Origin of the sequence: Aquimarina algicola (assembly GCF_006443095.1) — a bacterium.
Taxonomy (GTDB): domain Bacteria; phylum Bacteroidota; class Bacteroidia; order Flavobacteriales; family Flavobacteriaceae; genus Aquimarina; species Aquimarina algicola.
This window is the reverse complement of the sequence record NZ_VFWZ01000007.1, coordinates 114,252-127,940: the sequence shown is the minus strand read 5'-3', so window position 1 is coordinate 127,940 and position 13,689 is coordinate 114,252. Positions and strand designations below refer to the sequence as shown.

The 13,689-nt window shown below is 32.2% G+C and carries 10 protein-coding genes and 2 tRNA genes; 7 read left to right on the top strand and 5 right to left on the bottom strand.

Going from position 1 to position 13,689, the window contains the following annotated elements:
- Position 1: 1 nt before the first annotated feature.
- The 6 genes from FHK87_RS19650 (at position 2) to FHK87_RS19625 (ending at position 8,769) form a co-directional block, all read left to right on the top strand.
- Positions 2-1,426 carry a class I SAM-dependent DNA methyltransferase gene (locus tag FHK87_RS19650; protein WP_140595593.1) on the top strand — a complete coding sequence of 475 codons (1,425 nt, stop codon included), beginning with the start codon at positions 2-4 and terminating at the stop codon, positions 1,424-1,426.
- Positions 1,426-3,585: a restriction endonuclease subunit S domain-containing protein gene (locus FHK87_RS19645; RefSeq protein WP_140595590.1), complete on the top strand. Its 2,160-nt coding sequence runs from the start codon at positions 1,426-1,428 to the stop codon at positions 3,583-3,585. Before FHK87_RS19650 ends, FHK87_RS19645 begins: the two co-directional genes overlap by 1 nt.
- Before the next feature lie 61 nt (positions 3,586-3,646).
- Complete coding sequence (locus FHK87_RS19640) at positions 3,647-4,639, top strand: hypothetical protein (protein WP_140595587.1); 993 nt, start codon at positions 3,647-3,649, stop codon at positions 4,637-4,639.
- An 82-nt stretch (positions 4,640-4,721) separates the two neighbouring features.
- Entirely contained in the window at positions 4,722-6,791 is a 2,070-nt protein-coding gene (locus FHK87_RS19635) for a DUF262 and DUF1524 domain-containing protein (RefSeq protein ID WP_140595584.1), read from the top strand.
- Between the two features lie 902 nt (positions 6,792-7,693).
- Positions 7,694-8,104 (top strand): BfmA/BtgA family mobilization protein, encoded by a 411-nt coding sequence (locus FHK87_RS19630; protein WP_140595581.1) that lies wholly within the window; start codon positions 7,694-7,696, stop codon positions 8,102-8,104.
- Positions 8,104-8,769: a hypothetical protein gene (locus tag FHK87_RS19625; RefSeq protein WP_140595578.1), complete on the top strand. Its 666-nt coding sequence runs from the start codon at positions 8,104-8,106 to the stop codon at positions 8,767-8,769. The genes FHK87_RS19630 and FHK87_RS19625 overlap by 1 nt, the downstream gene beginning before the upstream one ends.
- Positions 8,770-8,772: 3 nt before the next feature.
- Here the strand turns inward: FHK87_RS19625 and FHK87_RS19620 are convergent, their stop codons facing one another.
- Positions 8,773-9,993, bottom strand: a complete 1,221-nt coding sequence (locus tag FHK87_RS19620; protein ID WP_140595575.1) for a site-specific integrase — start codon at positions 9,991-9,993, stop codon at positions 8,773-8,775.
- 230 nt (positions 9,994-10,223) lie between these two features.
- Positions 10,224-10,308, bottom strand: a tRNA-Ser gene (locus FHK87_RS19615).
- A gap of 174 nt (positions 10,309-10,482) precedes the next feature.
- Between FHK87_RS19615 and FHK87_RS19610 the strand changes: the two genes are divergently transcribed.
- A complete protein-coding gene (locus tag FHK87_RS19610) occupies positions 10,483-11,544 on the top strand; it encodes a M28 family metallopeptidase (RefSeq protein WP_140595572.1) in 1,062 nt (353 codons plus the stop codon).
- 69 nt (positions 11,545-11,613) lie between these two features.
- On the opposite strand, the gene FHK87_RS19605 is transcribed toward FHK87_RS19610, so the two are convergent.
- The 3 genes from FHK87_RS19605 to FHK87_RS19595 all read right to left on the bottom strand — a co-directional run bounded on the left by FHK87_RS19605 (position 11,614) and on the right by FHK87_RS19595 (position 13,642).
- A tRNA-His gene (locus tag FHK87_RS19605) sits at positions 11,614-11,689 on the bottom strand.
- 60 nt (positions 11,690-11,749) lie between these two features.
- Positions 11,750-12,466: a bacillithiol biosynthesis deacetylase BshB1 gene (gene bshB1 / locus FHK87_RS19600; protein WP_140595569.1), complete on the bottom strand. Its 717-nt coding sequence runs from the start codon at positions 12,464-12,466 to the stop codon at positions 11,750-11,752.
- A gap of 15 nt (positions 12,467-12,481) precedes the next feature.
- Positions 12,482-13,642: a trans-sulfuration enzyme family protein gene (locus FHK87_RS19595; protein ID WP_140595565.1), complete on the bottom strand. Its 1,161-nt coding sequence runs from the start codon at positions 13,640-13,642 to the stop codon at positions 12,482-12,484.
- Positions 13,643-13,689 lie beyond the last annotated feature (47 nt).

Sequence of the window (13,689 nt, the reverse complement as noted above, 5' to 3'; positions counted from 1 at the left end):
AATGGCGAACGTAGGAGCAGTAATAACGAGCATAAGAAACATAATGCGTCAAGACAGGGGTATCTCTGGAGATGCTCAAAGATTGGAACAGTTGGGTTGGATGCTTTTTCTAAAAATAATTGACGACAAAGACCAAGAACTTGAAATCATAAAAGATAATTACGAATCTGTAATCCCTACAAAATTTCAATGGCGAAATTGGGCAACAGACGCAGAAGGTATTACAGGAGACGAATTGCTCGATTTTATTGACAGAACAACACAAAATGACAAAGGTCTTTTTGCGACATTAAGCACATTAACCAATCCCGAAAACCCAAAACGAGCAAGTATAGTTCAGCAAATTTTTGATGGCACAAATAACTTTATGAAGTCAGGTTATGAAATGCGAAAAGTAATTAATGAACTGAATAAAATTGATTTTAATAGTTCAAAGGATAAGCAAGTTTTTGGTACTATTTACGAAAGTATTTTAGTAGAATTAAGAGACGCTGGTAACAAAGGCGAATATTACACACCAAGGGCAGTTACGCGATTAATGACTGAAATGACCAATCCTAAACTGGGCGAAAAAGTATTAGACCCAGCATCGGGAACGGCTGGGTTTTTAACGGAAGCAATTGACCACGTTCGTGAGAAATATGTAAAAACGGTTGATGATGAACACATTTTGCAAAAAAGTATCACAGGTTGGGAGTTTAAGCCAGTACCCTTTGTATTAGGATTAACAAACCTGATTCTACACGAAATTGAAGTACCAGACTATCATTATATTGACAGTCTTAAAAAAGAATACAATAGTATTGGGCGAAAAGACCAGGTAGATGTTATTTTGGCAAATCCGCCATTTGGTGCAAGTATTGCCGATGGTGTGGTAACCAACTTCCCTTCTACATATCGGTGTAAAGAATCAGCAGACTTATTTGTGATTTTAATGTTACAGTTATTAAAGCCAAAAGGGCGTTGTGCTATCGTTTTACCTGATGGTTCTATTACAGGTGATGGTGTAAAAGCAAGAATAAGAGAAAAGTTATTGACCGATTGTAATTTACATACAATCATACGTTTACCACAAAGCACATTTTTCCCTGCAACAGTTAGTACTAACTTATTATTTTTTGAAAAAGGTGGTAAGACGAAAGATATTTGGTACTACGAACACAAATTACCAGAGGGGCAAAAAAGTTATAGTAAAACAAAACCGATACAATTTAACGAGTTTGAACCAATCATAAAATGGTGGAGTAATAGAAAAGAAAGTGAATTGGCTTGGAAAGTAAATATAAAGGATTTAAAAAATTGGGATTTAGATATTAAAAACCCATTTGAAGAAGTTGAAGAAATAGAATTTTCAAAAAGCGAGTTAATTGAAAAACTACAAGTGAGCCAGAAAAAAATTGCAAACCTATTAAATGAAATAAGTTAATGAGTTTGAAGTTTAGATACGTTCCGCTAACCTTTATTACAGATGAAGAACAGATAAAGGCTCAAATTAAGAATACTATAATTCTCAAATATTTTTTTGATTTAAATAATTCCACAATTAAACTTAACAAACTGATTGAAGGTACTCAATATGGATACAATGCATCTGCCTTAAAAAGTGGCACAAATAAATTTTTAAGAATAAGTGATATCACAGATGGAAAAGTAGATTGGGAATCTGTTCCATATTGTGACTGTTCGGATGAAGAAACATATTTATTAGAACAAGAAGACCTTTTAATAGCCAGAACAGGAGGAACAACTGGGAAAAGTTTTTTAATTACAAATCCCCAAAAAAAATCGGTATTCGCGGGATATTTAATTCGCATCAGGGCAAATGAAAATAGTAATCCAGAGTTTTTAAACCTATTCTTAAATAGTTATGTTTATTGGTCTCAAGTTACGTCTTTGAATAAAGGAGAATTTAGACCAAGTGTAAATGCGAGTAAATTGAAAGCTCTTTTGTTGCCAAAATGTAACGAACAAGAACAGTTAGATGCTATAAAACTATCCCAAGGTAAATCTGTAAATGGTTATAAAAAGCTAAAAAATGAAATTAATAAAGCATTACTTGATTATGAGAAATGCAAAGAAATTTCAAAAAACATAAGGAGTCAAAATGATATTGTTGGTAAACTAAAACAATCCATTTTACAAGACGCAATTCAAGGAAAACTGACAGAAGATTGGCGTAAAACTAATAAAAATATTGAGCCAGCATCTGAATTACTAAAGCAAATAAAAGCTGAAAAGGCAAAACTCATAAAAGAGAAAAAAATAAAGAAAGAAAAACCTCTGCCAAAAATTTCAAAGGAAGAAATTCCTTTTGAAATCCCTGAAAATTGGGATTGGATTAGACTTGGTAATTTATGTTCGAAAACAGGTTCAGGTAAAACACCTAGGGGCGGTAAATCAGTTTATATTCATAGTGGGATCAAATTTATACGTTCACAAAATGTTTATGATTATGGTTTAATCTTAGATAATATAGCTCATATTTCAGAATCGATACATTTGAGTATGAAGAGCACATCAGTTCAGTCAGAAGATTTACTTTTAAATATTACTGGGGGCTCGATAGGTAGGTGCTGTGTTGTATCAAAAGATTTTGATACCGCTAATATCAATCAGCACGTTGCTATCATAAGACCTATTTTTTCACGAATCAGCTACTATCTTCATAGTGTAATTTGTTCACCTTATTTTCAATCTGAAATTATCCGATGTCAAACAGGAGCTGGACGAGAAGGCTTGCCAAAAGGTAAAATGGACAACATTCTTATTCCATTTCCGTCCCAAGATGAACAAGAGGCTATTATTGAAAAAATTGACGGTTTAAAAGCAAGAAGTGAGTCATTAAAACATGAAATAGCCAAAAGCGAAACTAACGCTAAAATGCTAGTGCAAGCAGTTTTAAAAGAAGCCTTTGAAAGTAATGAAAATAAGGGAACTAAAGTCATAGCACTACCTACTTTACAAGACATAGAAGAAAAACACTTTGTCAAACGAAAGATGCTAGCTTCTTACATAATTAATAAATCTGCCAATGATGAAAAGTTCGGAGACACAAAGTTTGAAAAGTTATTGTATCTAGCGGATTACCATATTCTAAAAAGAAATTTCGGTCAAGAATATAAGCAAAAAACGGCTGGTCCTTACGACAACAAATTTACTTATGCTTTCTTTCAACAAACTATAAAGGCGGGTTGGTTTTACAAGCAAAAGTTGGGTAATATGAACAGAATTTTACCTGGTGACAAGAATAATAAATCTCAAATCAGTTATGATTTTTTCTCTAATAAGGAGCTGCAAAGGATTGGTGAATTAATCAACAAATTTATAAGCTTCGATTACAAGATTCCTGAAATTATTTCAACACTTTATGCGGTTTGGAACAATAGGATTATTAGAAAGCAGGAAATTAGCGATGAGTACATAAAACAAGATTTCTTGAATTGGGATAAAGGAAAAGCTCAATATGTTTATCCAAAAGATAGAGTTGCGCCTGCAATCAAGTGGATGAAAGAAAATGGATTTGTTCCTGATGGTTGGGGGAAAATAATCGAACCGCCTAAAAACAAGACTAAAAAGAAAAAGTAATAAAAGAAGCTTTAAGTAAGAATTGAGTGCATTCTTATCAAAATCTTATATATCAAATGTGATGAATTACGATACTGAAATAAAATTAGCCAAGGAAAAAGACGCCATCAATAGCGCAGATATATTTGATTTTAGAGGAACCCCTTTCGAATATTTATGTGATGATTTTTATAGATTTTGTAGGCAACATCTAAACGATAATTTAAAAAATTACAATATTGACCCATCCATTTTTATTTATACAGGGTATTTTGACTCTAATGCAATGGCTCAATACAAAAACGACACCTTTTCGATTCATATCAATGTGGGCTTAATCAAAAATTGCGCAGACAATTATCTACAAAATAAATCCTTTGATGAATATTTAGAAAAGCAATATTCAGATATAATTAAGAATTTTGACAACCCTATAACAGCATTGGCTTTTCAAGTAGCAACACAGTTTACGTATTATCACGAATTTGCCCATTTAATTCAATTCGAAAAAAAAAGGCAGACCATAACATTGCAAGAACGATTCGTAAAGACATCGACTTATGATAAAGTAAAGCAACATCTTGAAACCAATGCTGATACTCTTGCTTCAATTGCTATTGCAAGTCATATTCAACAGTATATCAAAAAAAGTTTTGGAGATAAAATAACTCAAGAGAATGCAGAATTTACGATTATCATCCTATGCTCTTGTTTGCTAAATCACATTGCAAATTTTTGTGACGACCTTCCTGAAATTTATTATAAAGAACATAAGCATCCACATCCATTTCTTCGACTTTTCACGGTTAATCTTAATATTATTAATTATTTAAATCAAAGCGATTTTTTCAAAGAAAAAGGAATTGACATTAAAATTAATCAAGTGTTTAAAAAGGTTTTGGATTTCTATGAAGAACTTGAACAAAACAAGATTTTTGATACTGAAATAACCGAAACTATGGCGAATGCATCTAAACAACAAAGAGAAATTGTTGAATATATGGGAGACCTAATCCAATTTGATGTAACGGACTATAATAATGCTGTTGAACAATGGAACAAAAACTTTCAATAATAAAGGTATAATTATGTTTAAAGTTCCTACCGAATCTTTTGAAAACAATGACACCATAAATTAAAAACCCTACACAGTCTTTATGAAAGCATCAGCAAAAAATTTGTTATCCATTATAAAAGAGCCTAAACAGTTCATCATTCCTATTTATCAACGCACATATAGTTGGCAATTCAAGCAATGTGCTTTATTGCTAAAAGATATACAGGAAGCATCTAAATCTGAGCAAGGACATTTTATTGGCTCTATTGTTTACTTTCAACCAGATATACATACAATTGCAGAGATAAACAAGTATTTGGTAATTGATGGACAGCAGAGACTCACAACTATTTCCTTGTTAATTGCGGCCATAGTAAAGTTCATAGAAGAAAATCCAGACTGTGAAGTAGACACCACAGCCAAAAAGCTAAAAAATTATTACTTGTTCAATGCAGAAGAAGATAATGATTTGTACTTCAAGTTATTGTTGACAAGAAGGGATAAAGAAACGCTCACCAACCTTTTAACCAATGAACCGTTACCAACAAAACATTCACAAAGAATTATTGAAAATCACGAGTATTTCTTTAAACAAATTGATAAAAGCAATATCAATAAAATATACAAAGGACTTCAAAAATTAATAGTGGTAGATGTAGCCTTAGAAAGAGACAAGGATAATCCACAATTAATATTTGAGAGTTTAAACTCAACAGGTTTAAATCTTTCACAAGCAGACCTCATTAGAAATTATATTTTGATGGGGCAAGAAGCCACCTTTCAAAAACACCTCTACGAAACCTATTGGTATCCTATGGAACAAAGTTTTGGGGAAAACATAAGTGCTTTACCTTGGTTTATGAGGGATTATTTAACAATGAAGTTGAACACCATTCCTAAAATTGGAGAAGTGTATGATACATTCAAACTGTATTTTAATAACCATAATGATAAATTAGGAACTGAAAACATTGTAAAAAGTCTTTATAAATATTCACAATACTATGTTGCTATTGCTTTACAGAAAGAAGAAGATAAAACTCTAAAATCTGTATTTAAAGAAATTACCAAATTACGAATGGATACGTCCTATCCTTTCTTATTGGCAGTTTATGGCGATTATAAAAATGAACATATTACGTTTGATGAATTTATAGAAATTCTCAATCTTACAAAAAACTATGTTTTTAGACGAGCTATTTGTGGCATACCAACCAACAGTTTGAACAAGACATTTGCGACAATTTATAAAAGCCTTAAAAGTGAAACTTATTCAGAATCTATTAAGGCAGCTTTTATGTTAATGGATGGATATAGAAGATTTCCTGATGACGCAGAATTTACAAAAGAAATTCAATTAAAAGATGTATACAATTTCAGGTCAAGAAATTATTTGTTAGAATCTTTAGAAAACTTCAAGCGTAAAGAACTGGTTAATGCCGAAAATTATACTATTGAGCACATTATACCACAAAACCCAAAAACGCCAATTGAATGGCAACAAGAATTAGGTGAAAACTGGAAACAGGTAAAAGAAAGGTATTTACACACTCTGGGCAACCTGTCTTTGACAGCCTATAATTCAGAATTGTCAGATAAACCATTTACCAGTAAAAAGACCATTACAGGAGGTTTTAATGATAGCCCATTATTCTTAAATAAATCAGTTAGAGTAGCAGATGTTTGGAATGAACAATCAATCAATAATAGAGCAGGAGAATTAGCTCAAAGAGCATTAAAAGTATGGCCATCCCCTTATTTAGATGATGATGTTTTGGATATATATAGAGCACCTGAAACAACTAGAGATACCATTCAATATTCAATAGACCAGTACGAACACTTACAAAATGATATGCTAGACCTTTATCGTTTATTTGAAAAAAGAGTCCTAAATATAGATGCTATCGCAAAAGTTGAATTTAAGAAGCTATACATAGCATTTAAGGCCCAAACTAACTTTGTTGATGTAGTACCTCAAAAATCAAAATTACGTATATCATTAAATATGGATTTCGAAAATATTAAAGACCCTAAAAATCTTTGTAGAGACATAAGTGGTTTAGGCAGATGGGGTAATGGTAATGTTGAAGTTAATTTACGTCACGCTTCAGAATTAGATGATATTATCGAATTAGTAGAACAAGCATTTGAAGAACAGCTTAATTAAAAATTTCATAAATAAAAACAACCTAATCAACTCAAAATATTCAAAAATATGAGCCGAATAGAATTTTTAATCGCCTCATAACACTAAATTTATATAGTAATTACTAACCGTTCCACCCCATTTCTCTACATTTCGAGCCCGCCTGCCAGACGGGCAGGAAAAGCTTTATTCCGAGAAAAGAGGTTCACTACACTATCTTGAACCCAGTCGCAGAAAAAGCGACAGCGTTCGCCTGGCAAAAAGATTACCACAACCTATTTCTTCACAAAGTTTAAAATTCTGCCAGAGACGAACTGCATAACCGTTCGCTCACTCACTTTTATAAGTTCTTACTCAGTCATAATTTTAGTTTCGGTTACCGAAAAGGTAACGGCGATGGCACTATGGGAAGTAAGTGAATAAAACTGAATTGAATCGCAATCTGTATCATTTTGCTACAAATGAACTTGGTAATTATTAAAGCACATAGAATTCAATACCAAAAGAAAAGGAAAACGCTCAAGATATAATAAGTAGGTGATTTCAAAAGGAAAAATATATCAAAATACATTAAATAAAACCATCTAAAATGAATATGAAAATTAGTTTATTTATATGATTGTCAGTTGTTTAAAAATAAGTAACTTCATTTTATTACTAAAAAAGTAATGGTGTTGAAAGTGCCCAAAATAGCTTTTCAACATAGGTTGAAAAGTATGAAGATCCTGAAATGAAATGAAGGAATTGTATAGCAAGAGGGTAACACGCTTCGCGATGTTACGATTATACGATTTTCGCTATAAACCCATATTTTATAGGGTCTAGCACAGTTTTTAGGCTTTTTGAGATTTAGATATAAACGCTACTTTTTACTAAAAATACTTTGTAGCCACTGTAAATAGGCAATTATTTTACTAAAAACTATGGATAAAGGATTTGAAAAAGAAAAGTTTGAAACGCTAAAGATTAAGAAGTCTGTGGCTAGTGAATTTAGAAAATTTAGTAAAATGCTCTCTAAATCGCAATCAATGACATTACTCTTAATGATGGAATTTTTTAATGAAAATGGAATTTCCCCGACGGAGCGTTTAGGACCACGGATGGAAACGATGGAAAACAGAATTTCCGTTCTAATCAAAAAGCGAATAAACGGAATGATAGCTATTATGAAAGATATTGAAAAATCGCAAACCAAACCGACCATGGCTATGATGCAAGCTCTTTTCCAGGCAGCAGAACCGCCCAAAGAAAAATTGATTTTAGAAAAAAAATATTTTGAAGAAAAGAAAGAAGTTAAATATAGAGCAACGAAGTTCATTGATAAGAATGAGTAATGAAAAAGGTCAACTACATCATTCAGCTCAACGCTGCTTTTGAGCTTTTCAATAATGACAGTAGAATTAAACAGGGTCATATCATATTGTACCTAGCATTCTTTCAGAAATGGAATCGAGAGTTCTTTAAAACGTTCATAATTATAAACAGGGAATGGATTATGGAAAAAGCGAAATTCAAATCAAAAACGACCTATCACAATTATCTTAAAGACCTTAATGACTGGGGCTATTTAAGATACTATCCATCGTATCATCCTGCCATAGGTTCAAAAGTCCAAATGTCCATTTTTTTTACCTCAGATGGTCAAAGATTGGCTAACTGCGTCCCAGAACCAGGCCAAAATCTGGTACCTTCTTATAAACATAAAACAATAGAAAACTTAAATAAACTGGCAAGGCCAAAAAATGAACAGGTTGTTTTAATTTTTTTTAAAGAAAAAAATTGGTCAGCTATGCAAGGAAAAAAATTCTATGCATATTACGAAGCCAGAGATTGGGAACTGAGCAGAGGACTTAAAATAACAAACTGGAAAACAGCTGCTAGTGATTTTGTCCAGAAAGGTCTTCAAATAAAAGAGGAAATCACTAGGCCAAATTCTGGCCAGCAAGATAATTTGCGAAAATATGATAATAGAAATAAGGACTATGGTATGCCTCTTTAATCGCTACTTAAACTTATTCCTCAAAATTTCCATATCCTTACTTACTTTCATATCCAAGATTTTAGCGTAGTGCTGAGTAGTTTTAAGATTGGTATGACCAAGCATTTTACTTACGGATTCTATGGGAACGCCATTGGTAAGTGTTACCGTTGTTGCAAAGGTATGTCGAGCTAAATGAAATGTTAGGTTTTTGGTAATACCCGCTAAAGTTGCTATCTCTTTAATGTACGCATTCATTTTCTGATTGCTTAGTACAGGTAGGACTAAATCTTTTTCTTTTAGTTGCTCATTGTCTTTGTATTTTTCAATGATGACTTTGGCAATTGGTAAAATTGGGATATTACTTCTAGTATCGGTTTTAGAGCGTTTGGTTTTTACCCATTCCTCACCATCAGTACCCAAAACGATATCACCTCTATTTATTTTTTTTACATCGGCATAAGCCAGACCTGTAAAACAGCAAAAGATAAAAATATCGCGTACTTGGTCGAGCCGTTCCATCTTGAGCTCTAGCTCGATAATCTTCTGAATTTCTTCTTCTGTTAAAAATTCACGCTCTACAATTTTAAGCTTTGCTTTCCAATGCAAAAAAGGGTCTTTATCAATCCAATCATTAGCGTGAGCAATTCGAATAATCTTTTTAAAATTGGTGATATACTTAATCGCAGAGTTGTGGGCACACTTACGAGTAGTTTTAAGATAGTACTCAAGACCTGTGATGAATTTATGGTCTACATCCTGCACAGGAATGTCATTCTTCTTGTATTTCTTCTTAATAAATTCAGCTATGTGTTTTTTACAAGTTCGATAGCGTTCGGCAGTTCCTGCGGCAAAATCTTTCCCAATAAGACTATCAACTTCATCATTATGTTCTTGAAAAATTTCAAGAAGCATCTTTTTTGTTTTGTCCTTACCGAGATATACATCGCGTAATTGCACAGCGGAGTAAGTTGTTCCGTCTCTTTGAAACTTTTGTTCTATGGTGTAGATTTTATTTCTAATTAAGTCAATCTCTCTATTTATTTCCTGATTCTCTGGTGAATTACCTAAAGCATTTTGTGACCTACTATTCCATAAATCGGTATGTACTTTTCGATTAATACTACACTCAGCCCGCTTGCCGTCTAGGGTTATGCGTAGATAGATATTGGTATATCCCTGAAGATTAGCCTTACTTTTTTTGATATAAAATAATATGGAGAGCTGAACTGACACCGAATACATTTAAAATTTACTTCAATGTAGCAAAAAATAATCAAATAGTTATATTTTTAAATAACTGAATATCAATTATTTATATGCTATTCGGTGTCAGTTGGAGATAGTTTTTAAGTGACACCGAATTAGCCCCTTTTAGGATGATATTATATGATATCAAATGAAATCATATAAAATGAAAAACCCTCTAAATCAAATGATTAGAGGGTTTTTGTTGCCTTTTGTAGGACTTTTCGCGGAGAAAGAGGGATTCGAACCCCCGGAGGTGTGACCCTCGCCGGTTTTCAAGACCGGTGCATTCGACCACTCTGCCATTTCTCCATAAATAGAATACTAATGAAGTATTCCCTGAATGCGGGTGCAAATATAAAACCTTTTTTCAATCTAAAAAGAATATTTTGAAAATAATTTAATATGTTTTTTAAACAGTTAAGTTTGTGTACTCATATGGCATGAATTATTTATCTTGTGCTTTACAAAAACTAAAATATTTACATGAAAAATATTATTATAATTGCTAGCTTGTTAATTGCTTGTTGTTGCGGGACTTCTAAAAATTCTACATCAGAAAAATCTGATCAGAATGATACAACATTAATAAGTAATACTTCTGTTGCAAAAAAATATGCAAATCGTATCACAGCAAAAGAACTTAAAGATTATTTGTATGTATTTGCAGGTGATGATTTTGAAGGGAGAGATACAGGAGAGCCTGGGCAAAAGAAAGCTGTAGAATATTTAAAAACACAGTATAAGAATATGAATATTCCTTCTCCAATGGGTGGAGATGATTATTTTCAAGAGATACCTGAGAGTTATTTTAGAGGTGGAATCAAATCATCAGAAAATGTACTTGCATATATAAAAGGGACCGAAAAACCAGATGAAATAGTAGTTATTTCTGCTCATCTTGATCATGTTGGTGTTGATGATAGTGGGAATATATATAATGGAGCAGATGATGATGGCTCTGGTACAGTGGGTTTGCTAGAGATAGCAGATGCATTTATGAAAGCTAAAAAGGATGGTGTAGGCCCTAAAAGATCTATTTTGTTTTTGCATGTTACAGGAGAAGAAAAAGGTTTGTATGGATCTAGGTTTTATACAGAAAATCCTGTTTTCCCTCTAGAAAATACTATTACAAATCTAAATATTGATATGATTGGTAGAATAGATGATGCTCATAATGAAGGAGGAAAAGAAAACTATATATATTTGATAGGAAGTGATAGGTTAAGTACAGAATTACATGCAATAAGTGAAGCTGTAAATACAAAGTATACAAAACTAGACCTAGACTATACCTATAACGATAAAAATGATCCCAATAGATTTTATTACAGAAGTGATCATTATAATTTTGCAAAACATAATATACCTATTATTTTCTATTTTAATGGTGTTCATGAAGATTATCATAAACCAACCGATACTGCTGATAAAATAGATTATGATCTTTTAGCTAAGCGTTCAAAACTTGTTTTTTATACTGCATGGGAAGTTGCCAATAGAATAGATAGACTTGTTGTAGATGGAATTGGAAAAGAGCAAGAATAATTAAAATTGAATAGTAATAGTTTTCAGAAAATAAAAAAGCCCTTTCAAAAAGGGCTTTTTTATTTTTAAGGGTGGAAGATCGGTCTCGAACCGACGACCTCCTGAACCACAATCAGGCGCTCTAACCAACTGAGCTACAACCACCATTTAATTTTATGGCTGCAAAAATAAGGCATTTCTTGGTTTCTGCAAACATTTTTTTGCATTAAATTAAATCAAAAATGGAATTAACTGCTACATAGCGTTCTACAGTAAAACCTTCTGCGTATTTTACACCAATAATTCTCCCTAAATCGGCTGCTCTATATTTTACACTATCCAAAAAGTTCTTACTCGATATAGGAGTATTAGGTTCTTTATTGTCCTTATCATAAAATTGGGAACTATATGCTAAAACACTTTCAATTTTTTTATCAATATGCTCACTAATATCAACAACAAAATCTGGATTTATATTTGCCCATTGGATATAATGATAAACATTTTTGGGCCTCCATGGTGCTTGTAGATCATTATTATAAATGGTTTCAATTTTTCTTAAACCTGACAAAAAGCAAGCGTCACTAACAAGTTTACTAGCTTTTCCATGATCAATATGTCTATCTTTTATAGCATTACAGAGTACAATTTCTGGTTGGTACTTTCTTATAATTTCAATGATTTGTAACTGGTGAGTTTTATCGTTAGTAAAAAATGCGTCTTTAAAACCCAAATTCTCCCGAATAGCAACATTTAAAATATCTGCCGCTTTTTTTGCTTCTTGATCTCTGATCTCTTGAGTACCTCTAGTACCAAGTTCACCTCGAGTAAGGTCTAAAATTCCTACTTTTTTACCTTTTTCAACTTCTTTTGCTATAGTTCCGGAGCAACTAAGTTCTACATCATCTGGGTGTGCACCAATAGCAAGAATATCTAATTTCATATGTTTTTATTATTCTTATGCTGTAACTTTTATTTTTTCTAAAGCATGTTGTATGTCATTTATTAAGTCGTCTTTTTCTTCAATACCTACACTAAATCTTAATAAACCGTCTTTGATACCCTGTATATGCCTTTCTTCTTGAGATAATAAAGCATGAGATGTAAGTGCTGGTGATAAAATCGTACTTTCTACTCCTGCTAGACTCATTGAACTTTTAATAATGTTAAGTTCTTTTTGAAAAATACTGGCATCCAGTCCTTCTTTAAGCTCAAATGATAACATACCTCCAAAGCCTTTCATTTGTTTTTTTGCAATTTCATGGTTTGGGTGAGAAGATAATCCCGGATAGTATACTTCTGCTATATCATCATGGTTTTTAAGCCATTTTGCTAGCTCTAACGCATTATAATTTTGTTGTTTTACTCTTAACCCTAGTGTTTTGATACTTCTTTCAAGCATCCAAACAGTAAAATCACTTAAACTACCACCAAAGTTTTTAGCTACCTGAAATATTTGGTCTATATTTTTTTCAGAAGATACAACTGCACCGGCTAGAATATCACTATGACCACCTAAATATTTAGTTGCAGAATGTATAACGATATCAATACCGAATAGTATGGGATTTTGATTAACTGGAGATGCAAATGTATTGTCTATAATGGTAATAATATTCTTCTCCTTAGCAATTTTGGCAATAGCTTCGATATCTATTATCGATAATAATGGATTCGAAGGAGTTTCTATATAGATAACTTTTGTATTGGGTTTAATTTTTTCTAAAAAACCTTCTGCTGTTTGAGTATCAGCATAAGAAAATTCTATATTATGCTTTTCAAATTCTTCATTAACAAGATTAGCAGTACCACCATATATAGCACGTTGTAATACAATATGGTCTCCTTTTTTTAGGAAAGCAAATAGCGTAGTGCTTATAGCAGCCATACCACTGCCAAAAATTAGTGATGCTTCTCCTTTTTCTAAAGCTGCTATTTTTTTGCCAAGTGCTTCTTGATTGGGCGTATTAAAATATCTTGGATATCTTTTTATATCAACATCTTCAAAAGCATAAGATGTAGACATATATATAGGGGATACTGCCCCTTTAAATTGTTGGTCTTTAATTTCTCCTAAATGTGTACAAATAGTATTAAAGCCTATATTTTTTGAGCTCATATGATTAATTGAATTCTTTAAGATTGAGCCTCTAAATTAAAACATTC